General features: G+C 60.0%; 19 protein-coding genes. 12 read left to right on the top strand and 7 right to left on the bottom strand.

The features are described from left to right. The first annotated feature begins 1 nt into the window (after position 1). The 8 genes from THIDRDRAFT_RS20605 to THIDRDRAFT_RS20635 all read left to right on the top strand — a co-directional run bounded on the left by THIDRDRAFT_RS20605 (position 2) and on the right by THIDRDRAFT_RS20635 (position 8637). Positions 2-406: an SxtJ family membrane protein gene (locus THIDRDRAFT_RS20605; RefSeq protein WP_007042851.1), complete on the top strand. Its 405-nt coding sequence runs from the start codon at positions 2-4 to the stop codon at positions 404-406. Next, on the top strand, positions 406-558 hold the full coding sequence (locus tag THIDRDRAFT_RS26440; protein WP_007042852.1) for a DUF5989 family protein: 153 nt from the start codon (positions 406-408) through the stop codon (positions 556-558). The genes THIDRDRAFT_RS20605 and THIDRDRAFT_RS26440 overlap by 1 nt, the downstream gene beginning before the upstream one ends. Before the next feature lie 262 nt (positions 559-820). After that, the gene (locus THIDRDRAFT_RS20610; protein ID WP_007042853.1) at positions 821-1174 is read left to right on the top strand and encodes a PepSY domain-containing protein; all 354 of its coding nucleotides are present in this window, start codon (positions 821-823) and stop codon (positions 1172-1174) included. 109 nt (positions 1175-1283) lie between these two features. Next, the gene (locus THIDRDRAFT_RS20615; protein ID WP_007042854.1) at positions 1284-2042 is read left to right on the top strand and encodes a COG4705 family protein; all 759 of its coding nucleotides are present in this window, start codon (positions 1284-1286) and stop codon (positions 2040-2042) included. A 29-nt stretch (positions 2043-2071) separates the two neighbouring features. Continuing rightward, positions 2072-2734: a response regulator transcription factor gene (locus THIDRDRAFT_RS20620; RefSeq protein ID WP_007042855.1), complete on the top strand. Its 663-nt coding sequence runs from the start codon at positions 2072-2074 to the stop codon at positions 2732-2734. Further along, a complete protein-coding gene (locus tag THIDRDRAFT_RS20625) occupies positions 2731-4062 on the top strand; it encodes an ATP-binding protein (RefSeq protein WP_007042856.1) in 1332 nt (443 codons plus the stop codon). The genes THIDRDRAFT_RS20620 and THIDRDRAFT_RS20625 overlap by 4 nt, the downstream gene beginning before the upstream one ends. 164 nt (positions 4063-4226) lie before the next feature. Continuing rightward, positions 4227-5453, top strand: a complete 1227-nt coding sequence (locus THIDRDRAFT_RS20630; protein WP_007042857.1) for an efflux RND transporter periplasmic adaptor subunit — start codon at positions 4227-4229, stop codon at positions 5451-5453. Positions 5454-5502: 49 nt separating this feature from the next. Further along, positions 5503-8637, top strand: a complete 3135-nt coding sequence (locus THIDRDRAFT_RS20635) for an efflux RND transporter permease subunit (RefSeq protein WP_007042858.1) — start codon at positions 5503-5505, stop codon at positions 8635-8637. 379 nt (positions 8638-9016) lie between these two features. Here the strand turns inward: THIDRDRAFT_RS20635 and THIDRDRAFT_RS20640 are convergent, their stop codons facing one another. Further along, positions 9017-10006 (bottom strand): DMT family transporter, encoded by a 990-nt coding sequence (locus tag THIDRDRAFT_RS20640; RefSeq protein WP_007042859.1) that lies wholly within the window; start codon positions 10004-10006, stop codon positions 9017-9019. A 22-nt stretch (positions 10007-10028) separates the two neighbouring features. On the opposite strand from THIDRDRAFT_RS20640, the gene THIDRDRAFT_RS25885 reads away from it, so the two are divergent. Continuing rightward, positions 10029-10310: a hypothetical protein gene (locus THIDRDRAFT_RS25885; protein ID WP_139058843.1), complete on the top strand. Its 282-nt coding sequence runs from the start codon at positions 10029-10031 to the stop codon at positions 10308-10310. Between the two features lie 293 nt (positions 10311-10603). Here the strand turns inward: THIDRDRAFT_RS25885 and THIDRDRAFT_RS20645 are convergent, their stop codons facing one another. From THIDRDRAFT_RS20645 to THIDRDRAFT_RS20655, 3 genes are all read right to left on the bottom strand, one after another. After that, entirely contained in the window at positions 10604-11185 is a 582-nt protein-coding gene (locus THIDRDRAFT_RS20645; protein WP_007042860.1) for a CGNR zinc finger domain-containing protein, read from the bottom strand. Between the two features lie 276 nt (positions 11186-11461). After that, a complete protein-coding gene (gene tnpA / locus THIDRDRAFT_RS20650; RefSeq protein WP_007042861.1) occupies positions 11462-11890 on the bottom strand; it encodes an IS200/IS605 family transposase in 429 nt (142 codons plus the stop codon). Between the two features lie 293 nt (positions 11891-12183). After that, a complete protein-coding gene (locus THIDRDRAFT_RS20655) occupies positions 12184-12840 on the bottom strand; it encodes a hypothetical protein (protein ID WP_007042862.1) in 657 nt (218 codons plus the stop codon). Positions 12841-13418: 578 nt separating this feature from the next. Between THIDRDRAFT_RS20655 and mprF the strand changes: the two genes are divergently transcribed. After that, on the top strand, positions 13419-16127 hold the full coding sequence (mprF, locus tag THIDRDRAFT_RS20660) for a bifunctional lysylphosphatidylglycerol flippase/synthetase MprF (RefSeq protein ID WP_007042863.1): 2709 nt from the start codon (positions 13419-13421) through the stop codon (positions 16125-16127). A gap of 55 nt (positions 16128-16182) precedes the next feature. Next, the gene (locus tag THIDRDRAFT_RS20665; protein WP_050984785.1) at positions 16183-17004 is read left to right on the top strand and encodes an alpha/beta fold hydrolase; all 822 of its coding nucleotides are present in this window, start codon (positions 16183-16185) and stop codon (positions 17002-17004) included. 52 nt (positions 17005-17056) lie between these two features. On the opposite strand, the gene THIDRDRAFT_RS20670 is transcribed toward THIDRDRAFT_RS20665, so the two are convergent. Then, complete coding sequence (locus THIDRDRAFT_RS20670) at positions 17057-18049, bottom strand: site-specific integrase (RefSeq protein ID WP_007042865.1); 993 nt, start codon at positions 18047-18049, stop codon at positions 17057-17059. A 175-nt stretch (positions 18050-18224) separates the two neighbouring features. Between THIDRDRAFT_RS20670 and THIDRDRAFT_RS20675 the strand changes: the two genes are divergently transcribed. Then, complete coding sequence (locus THIDRDRAFT_RS20675) at positions 18225-19259, top strand: DNA-binding protein (RefSeq protein ID WP_007042866.1); 1035 nt, start codon at positions 18225-18227, stop codon at positions 19257-19259. Positions 19260-19402: 143 nt separating this feature from the next. On the opposite strand, the gene THIDRDRAFT_RS25890 is transcribed toward THIDRDRAFT_RS20675, so the two are convergent. After that, positions 19403-20050, bottom strand: coding sequence for a hypothetical protein (locus tag THIDRDRAFT_RS25890; RefSeq protein WP_007042867.1), 648 nt, complete (start codon positions 20048-20050; stop codon positions 19403-19405). Positions 20051-20226: 176 nt separating this feature from the next. Continuing rightward, positions 20227-20592 (bottom strand): hypothetical protein, encoded by a 366-nt coding sequence (locus THIDRDRAFT_RS25895; protein WP_139058844.1) that lies wholly within the window; start codon positions 20590-20592, stop codon positions 20227-20229. Positions 20593-21026 lie beyond the last annotated feature (434 nt).

A 21026-nucleotide genomic window follows, 5' to 3' on the forward strand; every position in this document is an offset into this window, starting at 1 on the left:
CATGCACGCCATCCCCGAGCTCGATGCCCACGGGCTTCGCCGTTTCGCGCTGACCACCGGCGCCATCGTCGTTGCACTGTTCGGGCTGATCCTGCCCTGGTTGTTCGACCTGCGGTTTCCAATCTGGCCCTGGCCGTTGGCCGCCGTCCTGATGCTCTGGGGGCTGGCCGCGCCGCGCTCGCTGGGTCCGGTCTATCGCGGCTGGATGCGTCTGGGGCTCCTGATGAGCCGCGTGACGACACCGCTAACCCTGAGCTTCGTCTTTTTCGTGGCCTTCGTGCCAGCGGGTTTCATCATGCGCCTGATGGGGAATGATCCCATGAAGCGCCGTCTGTTGCCGGATGCCGAGAGCTACCGCGAGCCAAGCCAAGAGGCCACACCTAAATCCATGGAGAAACCTTACTGATGCTGGATCTTATCAACGACCTCTGGGGCTTCATGCGCGAGCGCAAGAAGTTTTGGCTTGCGCCGATCATCATCGTCATGCTGCTGCTTGGCGTCTTGATCGTCTTGGCGCAGGGTTCCGCCGTAGCGCCCTTCATCTACACCCTGTTCTGACGCCAGGTTCCGCTTGGGTGGCTGCGCCGCATGTGCGCTGGCGATACATTTCATGAACTGCCAGCGTTCGATCTTGGAGCGGCCCTATTGCGCCGTATGCGAGCGGTGGGCGCGCCTTAGCGGATGCCTGCCATGCGGCGCAATACGCTGGCGCTATTGCGCCCTACGCTGGATTCTGGGCAGGTCCTAAGTCTGCGCTAATTGTCGATCGTTATCGTGACCCTCACGCGAATCCCCGCGTGACTGACGAGAGGCAATGATCATGAAAGCCAAGCTCTATCACTCCCTAGCCATCACGACGCTGTGTCTGTCCGGCCTTGGTGGCGCCTACGCCGCGAGCAGCGAGCAGAACGATGCGCTCGGGATTACCGATGCGCCGATCAGTCTCACTCAGGCCATCGCCGCCGCGGAGCAGCAGGTTGGTGGCAAGGCGTCCAAGGCCGAGTATGAGCGCGACCAAGACCGTTGGGTCTTTGACGTCGAGGTCGTCAAGGGCGACATGGTGATGGATGTCGAGGTGGACCCTACGACCGGTAAGGTGCTCGCCGCAGTGAATGACCGGATCGATCAGGGCGATGACGAGGACCGTGAGGGCGGTGACGAACGGGAGGATTGATCTGCGACGCGCGGCCGTCTGGGGCGAAACGAGCGCCCCGGACGCCTGCCCCGTCCGCCATGACCAATCCCCCATTCCGCGCCTGCCAAGACGCAAGGAGTCCCAAGCCATGAAACCAAGCCATGAAACCGCCCTGAGCAAGGTCCCCGAGGTCACCTTGCTCTTCTGGGCAATTAAGATCGCTGCAACGACACTCGGCGAGACCGGCGGAGACGCGGTCTCCATGTCCATGAACCTCGGCTACCTGGTCGGCACCGCGATCTTCGCCGGTGTCTTCCTGGTCGCCGTCGCCGCCCAGATCAAGGCCAAGGGATTCCACCCCTGGCTCTATTGGACGACCATCATCGCCACGACCACGGTCGGCACGACCCTGGCTGACTTCGCCGACCGCTCGCTCGGCATCGGCTATGCCGGGGGTAGTTCGCTGCTTCTGCTGCTGTTGCTCGCCTCCCTGGCGCTCTGGTATCGGACGCTCGGGACTGTGTCGGTCGAGTCCATCAGTGCGCCGAAGGCGGAGATGTTCTATTGGGTCACCATCATGTTTTCGCAGACCCTGGGCACCGCGCTGGGCGACTGGACGGCGGATACTGCGGGCCTCGGCTACGAGGGCGGGGCGCTCATCTTCGGTGCCTTGCTGGCGCTGTTGACCCTGGCCTACTACAAGACCAAGATCTCGCGGACCCTGCTGTTCTGGCTGGCGTTCATCCTCACGCGTCCCTTAGGCGCGGTGCTCGGAGACCTGCTCGACAAGCCACTGGCCGATGGCGGGCTGGCCTTGAGCCGCTACTCGGCGTCCTTGACGTTGATCGTCTTCATCGCGGCCTGTCTCCTGCTGTTTCGGCATCGGCCGGCCAAGACGGCGCATTAAGGTCCGGCATCCATCTCAGGGAGCACCTGATGCGTATCCTGCTGGTCGAAGATGACGTCATGATCGGCGAGGCGGTGTCCGTCGCACTCAAGGACGCCGCCTACGCCGTCGACTGGGTTCAGGATGGCGCAACGGCGGGCGGCATCCTCCAGGATGACGATCATCAAGCCGTGCTGCTCGATCTGGGACTGCCCAAGCGCGATGGGTTGGAGGTCCTGCGTCGACTGCGCGCGACCGGGAGCCGGATTCCCGTCGTCGTCATCACCGCCCGCGATGCGGTCGAGGACCGCATCGCGGGACTGGACCTCGGCGCCGACGATTATCTGGTCAAGCCCTTCGACCTGAACGAGTTGCTCGCCAGGCTGCGCGCCGTGATCCGTCGCCAGGGCGGACAGGCCGCCCCGCTGCTCAGCAACGGTCGGGTCAGTTTGAATCCGGCGACTGGTGAGGCCGTCAGCGGTGCGGTCTCGACGACCCTGAGCGCACGGGAGCGCGCACTCCTCCAAACCCTGTTGCTGCATCCAGGGCGCATCTTCAGCCGCGCCGAGCTTGAAACGCACCTCTATGGCTGGGGCCAGGAGGTCGAGAGTAACGCGATCGACTTCCTCATTCATGGCGTGCGCAAGAAACTGGGCACGGACGTCATCAAGAACGTCCGGGGTGCCGGATGGCGGGTGGAGCGTCCAGAATGAGTCGTTCGCTGCAGCGGCGTCTAACCTGGATGTTGAGCGGCACCATCCTGCTCGCGGCCCTGATCGCGGCCTTGGTCGCCTTTGGGCTCGCCTACCGTGAGGCGACTGAATTCCAGGACGATCTCTTGCGCCAGATTGCCGTGCTCGCAGGCACAAGTGGGCCGACCGATGAACGGCCCAGGCTTAGCGACCCCGATTCGCGCATCAGTCTCGTTCGGCTGCCTGAGGACCCACGCCCCGACTGGTTGCCCGAACCTTTGACCCCTGGATTCCATCACGTGGAGGCGCAATCTGGGTCGCTGCGTGTCTTCGTGCACCGCGACACGCGCACCGGACAGCGCATGATCGTCGCTCAGCCGACCGAGACCCGCGACGAGATCGCGCTCACCAGTGCCCTCCAGACCCTCGTGCCCCTACTTCTGCTGCTCCCGGTGATCGGCTGGCTGATCGTGCGCATCGTTCGTCACGAGTTCAAACCGATCGCTGAACTCACCAGGCACCTGGATGCACAACCGGCGGATCGCCCGACGCCGATGACACACGCCGGCGTGCCGGATGAGATTCGCCCCTTCGTCCACGCGATCAACCGACTGCTTGAGCGGGTCGCCGAACTGGTGCGGCACCAGCGGCGCTTCATTGCAGACGCGGCCCATGAGATCCGCAGCCCGCTCACGGCGCTCTCGGTACAGGCGGAAAACCTGACTCAGGCCCGAAGCCTGGAGGCCGTGCGCGAGCGCCTGCTGCCTCTACAGGCCGGGATCGAGCGCGCACGCAAGCTTACCGAGCAGCTTTTGAATTTGGCGCGATTACAGAGCGGCTCGCAGCCAACGCAGCAGGTCGACGTCTCGGCGCTTGCGCGGGAACTCATCGCCGAGCATCTTCCGCTGGCGGAGGCCAGGGGGATCGATCTGGGCCTGGATGAGCGCGTGTCGGTTCGCGTCACCGTCGCCCCCGACAGCCTGCGCCTGGTGCTGCGCAACGGACTCGAGAACGCGCTCAAACACGGACGCGATGGGGGCGAGGTGACCCTCGGGATCGATGCGGACGACCAGTCCGTCATCATCGAGGTGCTCGACGACGGCCCTGGTATCCCCGCCGCCGAGCGCATCCGGGTCTTGGAGCCCTTCTTTCGTCTCCATCATGGCCGCTCTGAGGGCAGCGGACTTGGACTCAGCATCGCCATGGAGGCTGCGGCTCGACTCGGCGGTGCCCTCGCACTGATCGAGCGCAGCGACGGGCCTGGGCTGCGGTTTTGCTATCGGCATCCGAGGAGCCTGTCGGGCTCGATATTCGAGTCAGGCCATTCCTCAGCGCAACTCAGTTCGTAACGCCTCCAGGTGTCTGGATCGCTGTTTGATTCTGAGATTGCTTGTAACGCACGAGGAGTGTAATGGTGGTCACACCTCCTGCTGGATCGGATGACCGAGCGGCCTCTTTTCGGGGTGCTCATGTGGGATTTGAATTCTTTTCATAACGCGAGTCGGGAGCTCCGATGACGAGATCGAGTGTGTTGCGCGCGGTGGTCTTTAGCGCGGGGGCCTTATCCCTGGTTGGCTGCAACCAGCCGACGGGGCAGGGGGCTGGCCCCGGAAAGGGCGCCCAAATGTCTGCGCCCGAGGTGTCGGTGGTGACTGCGCATGTCCAGTCGCTGCCCCTGACCCGTGAGCTGGTTGGGCGTCTGGCCGCGACCCGGACCGCGCAGGTGCGGGCGCGGGTGGCCGGGATCGTCCTCAAGCGGGTCTACACCGAGGGCACCGACGTCAAGCAGGGCCAGGTGCTGTTCCAGATCGACCCGGCTCAGTTGGAGGCCAAGCTCAAGGCCGAGGAGGCGGCGCTGGCCAAGGCCGAGGCGGACGCCGTCAACGCTGCCCTGACGGCCAAGCGCTATCTGGAACTGCGCGAGAAAAAGACCATTTCACAACAGGACCTGGATACCGCCCAGGCTGCCGAACGGACCACTGCGGCCGCCGTCAAGCAGGCGCGCGCCAATGTGGATGGTGCCCGGCTGAATTTGAGCTATGCAACGGTCCGCGCCCCGATCGCCGGTCGCGCCGGTCGTGCACTGGTGACCGAGGGCGCTCTCGTGGGTCAGAACGAGGCGACACTCTTGACGACGGTGGAGCAGATCGATCCCATCTATGTCAATTTCAGTCAATCGGTACAGGAGTTGACCGAACTGCAAGAGATGGCGGTCGACTCCCGGAAGCCAGGGGCTCTCGCGTCGAAGGCCAGGACTTCGGTCGAAGTCCGGCTCCCCGGAAGCGGTGCCTATTCAGAGGCTGGAACGCTCGATTTCTCAGACCTGGCGGTGGATCCGGGAACTGGCGCCGTGTCGCTGCGCGCCACCCTGCCCAATCCCCATCGCGCACTTCTGCCCGGGATGTTCGTCACCCTGCGGCTGACCACGGGACGCTTGGATCAGGCCGTTCTGTTACCGCAGGCGGCACTGGCACGGGATGGGCGAGGTGCCTATGTCATGGTCCTGAACGCTGAGGGCAAGGTCGAGCAGCGCCGGGTCGAGAGTCATGGCATGACCCGCCAGGACTGGATCTTGACCGGCGATCTGGCCGAGGGCGATCGGGTCATCGTCACGGGGCTGCAGAAGGTCAAGCCAGGCGCGATGGCACAGGCTGCGCCAGCGGATGAGGCGGCAAGCAGCGCGGACAAGAAGGCGGCGAAGGCATCTTCCGCGTCGACTGGATCGGTCGCCGGAACCTAGTCGTTGTTCGTGCCGCTCTGACATCCATGAACGCCTTAGGACAAGCCCCATGCCACGTTTCTTCATCGACCGTCCCATCTTCGCTTGGGTCATCGCCATCCTCATCACCCTGAGCGGCACCGTCGCCATTTTCGAACTGCCGGTGTCGGCCTATCCGCCGATCGCTCCGCCCCAGGTCAGCATCAGCGCCTCCTATCCGGGGGCCAGCGCTGAGGTGGTCGAGAAGACCGTCACCTCGGTTATCGAGCAGCAGCTCACCGGCGTGGACAATCTGCTCTATTTCGAGTCCACCTCGCGCTCCAACGGTACGGTCCAGATCACACTGACCTTCCTCACCGGCACGGATCCGGATATCGCCCAGGTGCAGGTCCAGAACCGTTTGGGCCTGGCCGAGCCCCGTTTGCCCGAGGAGGTGGTGCGCAACGGGATCACCGTGGCCAAGGCCAACAACGCCTTCCTGATGGTGGTGGCGCTCAAGTCAGAGGACGCGGGGCTGGACAGCTATGCCCTGAACAATCTCATCGCCGCACAGATCCTTGATCCCATCCGACGTCTGCCGGGGGTGGGCGGGGCGACCCAGTTTGGCTCCGGGTACGCCATGCGTATCTGGCTCGATGCGGACAAGCTGCGTGGCTACGGCTTGAGCGCGGCCGATGCGCTGAAGGCGGTGCGTGCCCAGAACGTGCAGATTGCCGCCGGGTCGATCGGTTCCGAGCCAGCCCTGCCTGGACAGAGTTTTACCGCCTCGGTCAGCGCCGCCAGCCGTTTCACCAGCGCGGATGAGTTCGGAGCCATCATCCTGCGGGCCAATGCGGATGGCAGCAATGTGCGACTCAAGGATGTTGCCCGCATCGGTCTCGGCGCCGAGTCCTATGGGCATGACGTACATCTGGCCGGGGACCCTATTGCGGGCTTTGCCATTCAGCTCGCCCCGGACGCCAACGCACTGGAGGTGGCGGCTGCGGTACGCGCCAAGATGGATCAACTGTCCAGCTATTTTCCGGCCGGAGTGACCTGGGTCACCCCCTATGACAGCACCCAGTTCGTGCGCATCTCCATCCAAGAGGTCGTCAAGACCCTGGCCGAGGCGGTGGTGCTGGTCTTTTTGGTCATCCTCTTATTCCTGCAGAATCTGCGCGCAACCCTGATTCCGACCCTGGTGGTGCCGGTCGCCCTGACCGGCGCCTTCGCGGGCATGTATCTGGCGGGCTTCTCCATCAATGTGCTCAGCCTCTTTGGGCTGGTCCTGGCCATTGGTCTGGTGGTGGACGACGCCATCGTGGTGGTGGAGAACGTCGAGCGGATCATGACCGAGGAGGGGCTGTCACCCAAAGAGGCGGCACGTAAGGCGATGGATCAGATCACCGGCGCGGTCATCGCCATGACCCTGGTGCTGGCGGCGGTTTTCGTCCCCATGGCCCTGGTCAGCGGCAGCGTGGGGGCCATCTATCGGCAGTTCTCCCTGACCATCGCCATCTCCATGGGGATCTCGGCGCTCATGGCCCTGAGTTTCACCCCGGCGCTTTGCGCCACCCTGCTGAAACCGGAGCACGAGAAGCCGAACTGGTTCCTGCGCGGATTCAACCGTGGCTACGGCTGGCTGTCCGGGGCCTATATGGCGCGGATCGGGCAGTCGATCCGTCATACACCACGCTGGATGGTGGCCTTCATCGCCTTGGCCGTTCTCGCCGCCTTCCTCTATGCGCGCCTGCCTACCAGCTTCCTGCCCGAGGAGGATCAGGGCTATGCCTTCGCCATCATCCAGCTGCCCCCAGGCGCCAACATGGAGCGCACCGGCGAGGTCCTGCGTGAGATGGAGACCATCGTGGCCAAGCTCCCAGGCGTGGACAAGGTGCTGGACGTGGCCGGATTCAGCTTCGTGGGGCAGGGCGAGAACGTCGGTCTGGGGTTCATTCGGCTCAAGCCATGGGATGAACGCACGGCGCCGAACGAACAAATTCAGGCCGTTATCCAGGCAGCTAACGGCGCCCTGCAGTCGATCAAGGGGGCGCGCATCTTCGTGGTCAACATGCCGACGGTGCGTGGTCTGGGCCGTTTTGGGGGCTTCGATTTCCGTCTGGAGGATCGCGCCGGGGTCGGTCATGACAAGTTGATCGAGGCGCGCAACGCCCTGCTCGGGGCTGCCGGCCAGAACCCAGTCCTGGCCGGGGTGCGGCCCAACCAACTGGAGGACGCCCCCGAGGTTCATCTCAATGTGGACCGCATCCAGGCCCAGGCCATGGGGTTATCGCTCACCGACATCTACAGCGCTATCCAGCTCATGCTGGCGCCGGTCTATGCCAATGACTTCAACTACGAGGGGAGGGTGCTCAAGGTGCTGTTGCAGGCGGACGCTGCCTATCGCAGCCGTCCGAGCGACCTCGACCGCTATTACATCCCGAGCAGCAAGGGCGGCATCGACAACATGGTGCCCCTGAGCAGCGTAGTCAGCTCGACCTGGACCACGGCCCCGCCGGCCATCGACCATTACAACGGCTATGCCGCCGTGCAGATCAACGGCAGCGCGGCACCCGGTCGCAGCTCGGGTGAGGCGATGGCGGCCATGGAAGAGATCGTCAGCGACGATTTGCCGCATGGCATCGGCTACGAGTGGTCCGGCTCCTCGCTGCAAGAGATCATCTCAGGGCAGCAAGCGCCCATCCTCTTCGGGCTTTCGCTGCTGGTGGTCTTTCTCGCCCTGGCTGCGCTCTACGAGAGTTGGTCGGTGCCGGCGGCGGTGATCATGGTAGTCCCGCTGGGTGTACTGGGCGCGCTCAGCCTCACCTGGTTTCGCGGTTTGGAGAACGACGTCTACTTCAAGGTCGGACTCATCGCCGTCATCGGACTCTCGGCCAAAAACGCCATCCTGATCATCGAGTTCGCCAACACCATGCACCAGTCCGGGCGCAGTCTGCTGGAGTCCACTCTTGAGGCTTGTCGGCTGCGTTTTCGGCCCATCCTCATGACCTCTATCGCCTTCATCCTCGGCGTCACACCGCTGGTGATCTCCAGCGGCGCTGGCGCCAACAGCCGCCATGCCATCGGTACCGGGGTCATGGGTGGCATGCTGGGTGCCACCCTGCTGGGGGTTCTCTTCGTGCCGGTCTTCTTCGTAGCCGTGCGACGTTTGATGGGGGACAAGCTGGAGGATCATAAGGGCGAACAGCATCCACCAAGCGGCTGAGCCTCCATCAAGGCAATGGTCGCACCTCACGCATGCGGCCAGAAGATGGCCGCGTCCATTGCATCGGAGCTCTATTTCCAGCCTCTAGGGTCTCGATCAGGATCTCTCGAACACCATGATTCTGACCGCGATTCGCGAATCATTGGGTGCCGTCGAGGAGGGTTTGCGCCAACGCAAGCTCGGCGGGATCCTGAGTCGGACTCACCCAGTGGCGAGCGTTCCCTGCGTCTTGCGATCATCAAGCGGGTACTCAATGGGGCTTCGAGTTGCTTGCTAGCGGCGACGCTGTCTTTCGCGATGCCCCATAACCGTCCCATATAAAAAGCATATTATGCCAGTTCAATAATTTCTAAATACGACACACAAACAAAACCGAAATCTAGCCAATCTCCTCATCAGCAAGCGAATCAATACGACGCCTTCTCCAGCTTCGGACGCGCTCGTGCCATAGAGTGGTTGTAGTCGGGGGAACGTTGATCAGCCAGAGGGCGAAGACGATGACCGAGCCTCCGATCAGGATCTTGTAGCTCAGGGCCTCGCCCAATAGCACAACCGAGAAGGTCGTCGAGAACAGCGGGACAAGGAACAGGTAGGAACTGGTCAGGGTCGCCCCCTTGATGGAGAGGGCATGGAACCACAGGCTGAATGATCCGATCGAGGCGGGGACGACCAGCCAGGCGAACCAGAAGAGTCCCCAATCGTTGATCTGACCGATGTCGTACTCTTCGCCCAACAGCGCCGAGATCGACAGCATCACCAGTGCGCCCAGGGTCAACTGCCATCCGGTGAAGACGAAGACCGACTTGTCGAACCTGTGTTTCTTCGAGATCAGGGTGCAAAGCGACCAGCAGATCGATCCGGCCAGGGCGGTCAGAACGCCCTCCAGGCTTTGATCCGAGCCGACCCCCAGACAGATCGAAACCCCAGCGATGCCGCATAGCAAGGCGGCGACTTTGTGCCTGGACAGATGCTCGCCAAGGACGAAGTGGGCAAGAATGGCGGTCCAAAGGGGGTTGGTGAACAGCAAGATCGACGCCATCGAAGCACTCAGACTGCCGAGCGACAGATTGAGAAAGCCCATGGTTCCGGCCGTCTGAAGACAGCCAACGACCAATACGAAGGCCACCCCTTTCAAAATCGATCCGTGCGAGGAAGGGATGATGCTGTTCGTCCCGTTTCTGACCAAGGAAAAAGCGAGTATCAACACGCCAGCCAGGAGGAATCGCCATCCCCCCGCATAGAAGGGGGGCATCGCAACGTCGCTGATGATGTATTTTCCGGAGGGAAAAGACGATCCCATGAAAGCGGTGCACAGAATCATGGTGGCGACGAAGGCGCTACCGGGAGATTTGAAGGCTCTCAGGTCCATCTCTTGACTCCGTTCGCGACGAGTGAAGGGTGAAGATCGCAGTCAGTCGCTCGCTGTTGCGGCGCGATTATTTGATGCAGAAGAATCCTTCGAAATAGACATGCTTGAAGACACCTTGCTGTCGGTAAAGCCGTCCCGTCTCAGCATTTCAAGATTTTCATGGGTCGAGAACGGCTCAACTGTCGTGGGCGACCAGAGTTCTTCTCGGCAGCAGCCCCGTCGCATGACCGATCGCGATCGAACGAGTTTCCTCCGCCTCGAACATCATTTCTCCTTCCAGCCCGTTCCAGACCATGTCGTCTGATGGCGCGGACCGATAGGATTATCCACGATTTGGCCTCTTGCGAACTATATAAACCGGTTTTTATGGTTTTGTAAAGCAGCGGGAGAATCGGGGTGCGTCACGGCAGGCGTGGCGGGTGGCTCGGACCAGCGGCTGGCACCTCCGACCGCGCGGAGGCGTTCGGAGGTGAACTCTTTGGGGCCCGGTCGTCGTATCCGACGAGAAGGGAAGGGAAGGGAGGCAATCCTCCCGATGCTGGGATAGTGGGAATGCCTCGACACAAAGAGGCAACCACCTATTTCAGAAGTACATTATCAAGTGAGGCTGGAGTTTTTGAGACGCTGGCGAAATTTGGCACCCTTGGCCCGGCTACCGCAGCGGTCCATCGAGCACCAGCGCCGCCGCATGCTCGGGGAGGTATCTAGAAACAGCATCCGGCAATCCGGCTGGCTGCAAGCCTTGATCCGGGAACGTAGCGGTCCTCCCAGCAGATCGACCGCATCCTGGGCAATGATTGTCAGTGCCGCCTGGACCGGATCGTCAACGTTTCGGTAGACAGTCAGGGAGGCGGCGTCAAGTTGAGGGATGGGCGCAGGTCCGGCGGCGACGGCGTTGAGGCGATCGACTACTTCCGTTGGCAGCTTCGCCCCCCGGATCAGTGCGTCGGCCAAGCTCCAGATGGTTTCGCGCAATTCAAGCAACGCGGTTTCCTGCGTTACGGACAGGTCGGGCAGATGCGTCAATAACGCCGCATCGCGCAACCAGCGGGCGGGCGCGCCAGGGGAGGCCAGCACGTCATCGGGCTCTGAGGCACGTCGCCTCACCGTTGCGGGAAGATCGAGCGCTAGACGACCAGAATTGAAGCGAAATTCTTGCGGGGATTTCATAGAGACCATGATGAACCTGGTTTATCGGGCTCTGTCAAGAACGACTACAGCTTCCTGCTGGCCGAGGCCATCCGTTGATGGTCAAAAACCATGTCACATAATCGCCATAAATAAAAAGCATATTATGCCAGTTCAATATTTTGATAACTATCAACACACAAAAACCAAACCTCAATAAACTAAAAAACGCACCTCACTTAACTTCACTAAACAACCACCGGCTAAAAGCCGGTGGGTTTGAGTAACGGACTGAAAGTCCGGATACGCGTCGACTGAACGACGCGTCTAGGGCTCCACTCGAAATTCAGCCGCAGGGTCTGGCTCAAAATGATGCTCCAGGTACTGCTTTATCATCTCCTCGCTCAGCTCGCCAACGGTGGCGCAAAAGTATCCGCGCGCCCAAAAGTGCCGCCCCCAGTAGCGCTTCTTCAGCGCCGGAAATTCCTCGAAGAGCTTGCTGGCCGTTCGCCCCTTGATCCTGCGCATGATCTCGCTCGGCGCCATCTCCGGCGGAGCGGAGACGAGTATGTGGATATAGTCCGCACTCACGACACCCTTGAGAATTCGGATCTCGAACGCATCGCAGGTCTGTCGCACCAATTCGCGAACCCTCTCCCCGACGTCTCCTCTCAGCACTTTGTAGCGATACTTGGTAACCCAGACAAAGTGGTACTCAATCCGGAAAACCGTGTGGCTACCGTAGCGATAATCCATCCTCTCTCCGCTCGTTGCTCCAGGGGCCAGGATCAACCGTAGCAGCGAGAGGGCTGAAGATGAAATCTGCCCGCCTGAAAGGCGGGGGTTTGAACCCTAGATATCGAAATCAAGCAACCAACATATAAGGGGCAACGGCGTTTTTCTGCTCAAGGCAAAATCGACGGTTTATGCTGCTCCTTAGTCGCTCAATGGGGTCGTCTCAAAGTCAGGGAGAAGGCTCGACGGTCGAGCTTTGGGGCAGGGTAGTCGGGCCATCCTGCCCGACTGTTAACGACTGAGTCTCGCCGAGATCAGCCACCCTGAGCATCCGTGTGCTGGTGATGCTTGATCCAGATGAAGGCGGTTGCAATGACGGCCATGGTGGCGGTACCGCCAATCACGATCAGCAAGGCATTGTCATCCAGGAAGGCGATGATGACCCCGCTGAAGATTAGGAAAAGTCCGAAAACAGCCATTTTCCAATCTAGATACAGACCGCTCAGAATGCTGGCCAGACCCAGGATGTAGATGATGACGAAGCCATCCGTCTCGGCCTTAAGGAAGTGCTGGACATCCGACTGAAAGAGCAGGTGGATAACCAGGAGCAGGGCGCCCCAGTGCACCAGCTGTCGCAGTATGTAGCGAGACCGGGTTTGCCAGATGTCGCCGGCATGGCGGCTCCAGCTGCTCACAGTAGAGACAAGGGCGACGAGCGGAATGAAGTAGTTCCAAATATCTTGTGTCGAGGCCGGATTGTGGTCGGTCATCGCGATGAGTACGACCGCAATCAGGTAGAGCGTCAGGTAGGGTAGGGTCGCCAAGGTGAACTTGCCGACAGCGCTCGTGGGGCGTGGAACCAGGCGATCGATTCCTTCGGTAATCGCACTGCCGAGCTGCGCGAGCTTATCTGAATGGATCAGCTTATCGAGAGGGATATGCTTTTCGAAATTGGCGAGTTGATTCGACATGAATGTGATCTCCGGTTCGTATCGCAAGACTGCCTGGTTCGAGTTCCGAGGTGCCGGACGCCCGGCATCCTGGACTCGAACCGTCACGACGCGTCCGATCGCGCCGCTCTGACTAGCGCATTGCATCTTGTTTGCCAAAGTCGATGAGACGGTATCGATGCAGGGCGTGCCGCGTCTGCATGGCGGGAGTTGGGGGAGATCGAGTCACTGTCTGGTCGACCAGACCCAATGGGCTTGGTGCACATTCACCAATGCACATCGAAATTCGACGCTTTAGTCCGGATGACGCAGAAGCGTGATCCGGGAGCATCCTCACGGAGGGGAGGGGCGGTCGAGCCTGACATTCCTTATTTTCGCTGCGCGTCATCCAGTCCGGGGCGCGTCCAAGTTGGCTCGATACGTGCTTCGCGCAGGCCATCGACCAGGTGCGCCGGCAGGTGGCGCGTTGAGATGCCTGGTCTCGCGGTAATATCTAGAATCCCGGACCGGCGTCTGTCGCATCATCCTGGCAGTACCGATTCTGGTCGTCGGCCAGCTATGGGCCGAGAGTACATTGAGTCGAATGAGGCGGCATCATCATGCGAATGCAGCAAGACAGTCTCCATGGATCAGAGCACGCCGTCCGGGCGGACGAGACTCTCAACGCCGCCAGCCCGGAACCCGAAATGCTGGAGGAGGCCGAGATCGGCTGGCCCAAGCGCATCGGCCTGGTGCTACGCTGGCTGCTGCCCGTCCTGGCGTTGACGGCCGTCGGCGTCTTGGGTTGGCGGGAGCTGCGGCACCTCGATATCGCCAGGATCCACAGTGCCTTTCAGTCCATCAGTCTAGCCGTAACAGTCGCGCTGCTGCTGGCCGGGCTGGCGACCGCCTCGCTCAATACGCTGTACGATCTCCTCCTGCGACGTTGGCTGGTGTTGTCGATCAAATCCACCGATCTGGTGCGCTGTGCCTGGGTCGCCAGCGCCCTGAACAATGTCGTCGGCTTCTCCGGCATGACCGGCTCGGGCATCCGTTATCTGGGGATGACCAACGCAGGCGTGCCGCCATCCCGAGCGGTCGGCAGCGCAGCACTGGTTGTGATCAGCATGCCGCTCGGTCTCTCCGTCCTGGCGACGATCCTGCTCCTCGCTCACCGCGAGATGCTGCAATGGTCGGCGATCCCCGCGCCTTTGGCCCTGAGCGTGCTGGTTGCCGCGAGTCTCTACTGGCCGCTGTTCATGCTGATCGCCGGACGCGGTCCCTTGCATCGTCGCTGGCTCGCAGACACCCCGTCGCTGGGGTCGGCACAACGATTCGGTCTGGTTATCGTCTCCACGTTGGATTGGATCGCGACCGGGGTGCTGCTCTGGCTCTGTCTGAGCGCGGCGGGTGCGAGTCTGCCACTAAGCACGGTCTTGATGGCCTTCGCACTGGCGATGACCTTGGGACTGCTGAGTATGGTTCCTGGCGCGCTGGGCGTCTTCGAGGGCACCATGCTGCTTATCCTGAGCCAGATCGGCGCGGACTCTGTCGCTGTGGCCGCTGGACTCTTGCTATTTCGCATCGTGTATTACTTCGTTCCCTTTCTGTTCGCCGCCCAGTTGCTTCCGGGAACGCGCCTGCTTTCGGATGGCCGTCGTATCGAGGAGCTGACAGGGCGCTTCAAGAGCCATCCGGTCCTACGGATCGGCCGTATTCCGTTGCGTCTTCTCGGCCATCTGAGCACCCAGATCCTCGCCTACGCCACCTTCGCGGCCGGAGTTGTTCTGCTACTGTCCGCCGCATTTCCTGGGGTGGCGGAACGCCTGGCGGTGCTGGATCGCTTCATGCCACTGCTCGCGCGCGAGGGATTTCATTTTTCCAGCGTCGTGGTCGGAACCCTGCTGCTCGGTCTCTCGCGCGGGATCGGCGCCGGGATGCGCGGTGCCTATCATGCCACCCAAACCCTGCTCCTGAGCGGCGTCATCATCAGCCTGCTCAAGGGGATCGACATCGAGGTTGCGGCCTTGCTGCTCATGCTTGCGACGCTGTTGCGCGCCAATCGGGCGAGCTTCGACCACCAGGGCTATGCACTGACCAGCGCGCGCAATCTGCGCTGGCTCGCCGGCGTGGCCCTGACCCTGCTGGCGGCCGCCGGTCTGGGCAGCGTCCTCTATGGCCCCAGCACCCTGCTCAGTCATCTCGATCAGGTCGACCACCATCTGCACTCCGCCCGCTATGCGCGCGCGCTGCTCGGGATGGCGGTGACCTTTCTCGCCTGGCTGGCCTGGACCTGGTACTCCATGCCGAAGCCCGTCGTGGAGCTGCCCGATCAGGCCGCGTTGGAGCGCGCGGCGGACTTCTACACAGATGTCGGCCAAACGACCTACTCCTATCTGACCATGCTGGGGGACAAGTACCTCTTCTACTCGCCTTCGGGTAAGGGACTCATCCAATACGGCATCCGCCGTGGACATCTGATCGCCCTTGGCGATCCCGCCTGCGGCGCGGCCGACCTCCAAGAGGCCATCTACGCCTTTCGCACCTTCGCGGACGCCTACGACCTGGCACCAGTCTTCTATCAGGTCGAGGAAGGTCATCTGCACCACTATCACGAAGCAGGCTTCCGCCTGCTCAAGCTCGGCGAGAGCGCCCACGTCTCACTCGCGGATTTCACGCTGAAGGGGAAGAAGGCGGAGCAACTGCGCACGGTGCTCAATCGCGCGAAGCGCACGGAGATGACCTTCGAGGTCCTGTCGCAACCGCTGGACGAGGTCGTCTGGGGCGAGCTACAGGCCATCTCCGACGTTTGGCTCGCGGAAAAACACATGGCGGAGCTGGGCTTTTCGCTCGGCAGCTTCAAGCGGGACTTCCTTGCCTGGGGGCCGATCGCCGTCGTCAGACAGGCCGGGGCGCTGGTCGCCTTCGCCAGCATCGCCCAAGATTTCGGTCACCGCGACGCACTCGGCATCGACCTCATGCGTCATGCGCCCAACGCTCCGTCTGGCACCATGGACTTCCTCTTCACCAATCTCATCCTGCACGCACAGGAGGCCGGATACCGCTGGTTCGATCTGGGCATGGCTCCGCTGAGTGGCGTCGGACGCTCGCCCTGGTCGCCCCGCGACGAACGGGTCCTCAAGCTCGCCTACGAGCTAGGCAACCGCTTCTACAACTACAAGGGATTGCGCCACTACAAAGAGAAGTTCAACCCCCAATGGCGCGGTATGTACCTGGCTTATCCACGCGGACGCTCGCTGCCCGTGGTGCTGATGGACATTACGGCCCTGATCACGCGAGGCCAGGGTGGTAAGCGGGCAGGGCACTGAGTCAGTCACGCGACGCTGGGCCAGACGCAGCCCAGCGGTCCTGATTGGCATTCTGATGGCCGGTTTTCTGCTGCTCATGCCGATATCTGGAAACTTCGCCCGCTATCTCTGGTGGCGTCATACCTCAGAGCCCCATCTGCAAACCGGCAGCGTCCATAGCGGCGGTGCCGACATCCATTACCAGCGCTACCTAGGACGAGCCCCCGCCATCCTGTTGCTGCATGGCGGATTGAGCCATCGTCTCAGCTGGTTCTCCCAACTGCCCTGGCTCGTCGATTCCGGTCGAGAGATCGTTGTGGTCGACAGCCGAGGTCACGGACATTCCGGGCTGGGTGACTCCGAGCTGAGCTACAGCCAGCTTGCGTCCGACGTTCTCGCATTGATGGATGCATTGCATCTCACCAAGGTCGACATCGTCGGCTGGAGCGACGGCGGCAACACCGCATTGGTCCTCGCGCATCGCTGGCCCGAGCGGGTCCAGCGCCTCGTCGCCATCAGCGCCAACTATGACCCCAGCGGTTTGACCGACGATGCGCAAGCCGATGCCGCGCGCGCATCCAATCCATTGACCCACTGGCTTACCCGCTGGTGGACTGACGCAGGGCCAGGTACAGGCGAGCTGGAACGCCGCATCAAACGCATGTGGCTGAGCGAACCGAGACTGACAGCGAAAGACCTGACCGCCATCCGCTGCCCGGTACTGGTGATTGTCGGCGGACGGGATGTGATCCGGCGCGAGCACGCGGAAGCGATGGCCCAGCTGATACCGACGGCACGGCTGGAGGTGATGACTGACGGTGGGCATTCGTTGCCGGTTACCCATCCAGGCTGGATCAACAGCGAAATTGGCAGGTTCCTTGGTGTTCGGTTGCCTTGAAGGCGTCATTTTACGCGGGCTTCCAGCACCCACGGACCAGGAAAATCTCAGGTCACAGTAACCCGTCTCCGGCATGGTCCTCGAATTCATTGCTGCGACGGATATAGATCATCACCGTCTTAGGGTCCTTATGCCGAGAGACCTCCATCATCTTGAAGAGGCTGGCCTTGGAGAGTGCGGCCGAGGTCATGAAACCGGAACGGAGGCTGTGGCCAGCGTATTCGGACGGATCCAACCCGGCGTGTTGTGCACAGCGTTTCACCACGGCGGCAATGCTATGGGCGCTCAGCGGCATCTCCGCGACTCGATTGCCCCGATATAGACGCCGAAACACCCAGCCATCCCGAATGTCGGCGGCCTTCAGCCATTCACGGACAGCGCGTACCGGGCAATAGTCCCGACCGCGAATCACCGGCACGACCTGGCCCAATCCCTCCGCATCCGTCTTCGACTGGCGGACATGCACCCGAAATCCACCAGAAACCTCTTCCAGATCCTCCAACCGTAACGCTGCCAGCTCCGAGCGCCGGAAGGCTCCAGCGAAGCCCAGCGTGAGAATAGCGCGATCTCGGAGCCCTTGAAGACGCGTGCAATCGAGTGTGTCCACCATTGCGCGTAGCTGATCGGCAAGGGCAGGGGCCTTCTGATTCGGTGCCGAGCCGTGGGTGCGCGCGATACCTTTCAGGGTCCCGCGAACCAGTTCCGATCCGGTCTGAGGTTCATGTCCGCACAGTCGATGCGCGAGCCGAATAGCCGCCAAGCGTCGGCGTAGGGTGCTGGTCTTTCGACCCGATCCAGCCTCCGAGGCGAGGAAGGCCGAGATGGTTTCCGCGCTAGCGGGCAGCGCTTGGAGTGTTCGGGTTGCGCACCAAGCGGTGAAGATCGACCAATCCGAACGGTAGGCTCGTAACGTCGAGTCGGCGTGCTGTGCGGCAAAATACTGATTTAAAAGTGTTTTATCCTCTTGCGTCAGCGTCTCCACATTTGGAGTGGGGAGGCGTTCGACCGCCAGTTCCCCCTGATCGCGCATTGTCTTTTCGCTCACGTTCGCTCCTGTTTCTTTGCCGGTCCTGGAGCTCTATGGCTCGGCTAGCGCTGATAATCCCATATTAGTTACGAGAATGGGAGTTATCGTAACTAATTTTTATAAGATCAGCGAAAAACACTGATATAGTAACAACTATATTTTAGTGTTTTTCTCTATTTTGATCGAGATCCTCATGAGTACCACGCGGATATTGGCTAAAGAAGCCGCCTTGAAGCTGTTACAAAACGGCGAACGACCGACGGCCGATCGGGTCCGAAATGCGATCGGAAAGGGCGCCCAACAGACGATCCTGTCGGCGCTGGATGAGTTCTGGGGTGAGATCGGCGCGCGGCTGAACGATCCGCGACTGCCAGAGGCGCTGCTCGAACCCATGAATGCGCTCTGGTCGCAAGCCGTCACGGAAGCCGGGCGCCAGTGGCAGTCGGAGAAATCCGCCCTGGAAGAGCGGGTCCGAGTCCTGGAAACGGAACTGTCAGACGTAAAAGAAGCGCTGACCGGTACGCAGACAGAGCTTCGTCAAAGAGAGGCCGATGTCCGCGTAGCTCAAGTACGCATCAGCGAACAGACTGAATTGCTCGCCGAGCACGCAGAAAACATCAAGGCGCTACAAGAGGAGTCGAACCGGTTCGTCAGTCAACGTGATCAGTTGAATGAACTGCTAAAGGCGGAACGCGAGGGTAGGGAACGCGACCAAACTGCGTGGCTGAATGAGATCGATGCAGCGCGTCAGACCGTCAAGGCCGTCAACGCAGAAAAGGACAAGCTATCCCAGATGCTTTCCGAGGCGCGCGACGCCCAGGTGCGCCAAGATCTGCTGCTGAAACATACAGAACAGGCCTGCGCCGAGTTCAAAACGCAACTGGAAACCACGCGCACTCAGTTGGACGTGAAAAACCAGGCACATGAACGCCTCCTTGCCGAATCGGCCGAACAGCTTCGACAGATCCAGCGCCTGGAATCCGAGATTGCCCAGAAACAGGACGCAATCACCGAATGGAAAGATGCGTTTCAAGCGAAGGAAGAAGAACTGGATGCACTCTCAGAGTCATCGAGCGCGATCCGACTCCAAATCGAACGACTGGGAGCCGAGAATCAAGTCCTCCGCGAGGAACGCGAATCCCAGCGGTCGAATCAGGCCGAAATCGAACAGTTCTTCCTGCAGGCGATAGAACGATTGGGGGAAAAAACACGAGATAATCTTTCCTGAGGTGGTGGACGGCTACATCCGCTCCTGTAGTGTTGAGCGAGCATTCCGAGACAAAGAACCGCATCTGGATCAGCATTTGGAAGAATCCGCCCGAGCGGGTGCCAATGCGCGAGCAATTAGGCCAAGAGTGAGGTAACGAGAGTTCAGTTAAATATTTTCGAGATTTGATGAGAAAATGTGCTCATTGTTATACCTATGGCGACCCAAACCAACCCAATCACCGAAGCGAATAAATCGCTCGTATGCAAATCTTGGAAATCAGCATAGACATCACTCTTTACTTGCCGAAATTGATTAAGCGTCTCTTGTTTGTTATTTTCATAATTTATTTCTAATCTACTGACTAGACTATCTTGCTTCTTCTGTAAATCTCTAATTAGATCTAAATTCTTGGCTAGAATCTCTACTCTCTCCTCAATAGTCTTCTTTGGGTCAAGCTCATACCATTGATAAAAAGAAGGTTTCCCCAAGCCTATCGGCAGCGGAAGTGAAGGGGCTTCTGTGCAAATATGATTATTCCATTTTGGAAATCGCTTTATCCAAGCCCATAAAATCTCATGAATTGGCCGCTGATTAAAATATCCGCGCACAGAAAGAAGAGATTTTATAGCCACGACTATACCAAACAACTGAAAAAGGTATCCAGAACACAAAATGGATGGATTGTTATGAAATACAAACACAGGAAGCAACAGACAGAAAGACACAAATAGCGCATCACATATCAATTTTGCCTCTGCTAACCAATGCTGCAATCTTATTAACCATGCATGTAATTTACATTTACGCATCTCAACTGAACACTCGCGAAAGTTGGAGCAGACGCCGTCGGATCGGCTGATAGGTCTTTTTTGGGCTCTGCCCAGAGCAGGCCGGGCTCCAAAGGGAGACTTAGGCCTTGGCGCTTAGATTCTACTTCGGCGGCTTATCCATAAGTCCGCCGAAACGTATGGCTCTTTAGTAATTCTCAGGAAAACTTTAGCAAGCTTATTGCTGCAATAGCGAGCATTATCCATGTAAGGACATGAATAGTGGATGTCAATGAATGCATTTTCGATGTTAATTCATCAGTATTCCTGGCCACATGCAACGACATTGCATCAGGAATGTTAAGACCGGGAATCTTCAAAACCAAATCAGGGCAAATACTTCTAGACCCCCAATGATCCGAATCAACTGCGCAAAAATCAGATGATTCTCCACCGAGCGCGCCACAAGAAATGTTTACTATTCTTGGATAGCGATTCTTGATTTGACCAGCCGCCTGCAGTGCGCGCAAGGTCGTAAAGAAGTCATTGACCTCTTGATTTTCTTTTGCGGTATTTGCAGGCATCTTCACTTTTAAAGCACATATATCGCATTTTTTTGAATAGCGCTGTTCTCTTCCATCTCAATCTCCTGAAAAGTGGCCCACAAGGATTCAAGATTCTCGATGACATCACTGTCAGCTGCTCGGCATGCATAATTCACGTCACAGTAACACTTAAAAGGCGCGCGTCCCGGTGGGCGAGCAGGGCGCCGAAGGCCCCCGTATCGGCCAACGGCTTTCGGCTCCGCTCCCAAGATTAGCACCATCGAGCTGGCCGGGATCCGATGATCCTTGCCACCAGACCCTCAGTGTCAGGATAAGTGTCACCTGCCCCTGCTATCTTTCTTAACACATCTGGGGGCGAGAGGAACTGAGCGATGAGTGGGTATTCCGAAGAACGCCGAGCGGCAATCGTAGCGAAGTTGCTGCCGCGCAGAATCTGACGTCCGCGTGCGGTG

Source organism: Thiorhodococcus drewsii AZ1 (genome assembly GCF_000224065.1).
GTDB lineage: Bacteria > Pseudomonadota > Gammaproteobacteria > Chromatiales > Chromatiaceae > Imhoffiella > Imhoffiella drewsii.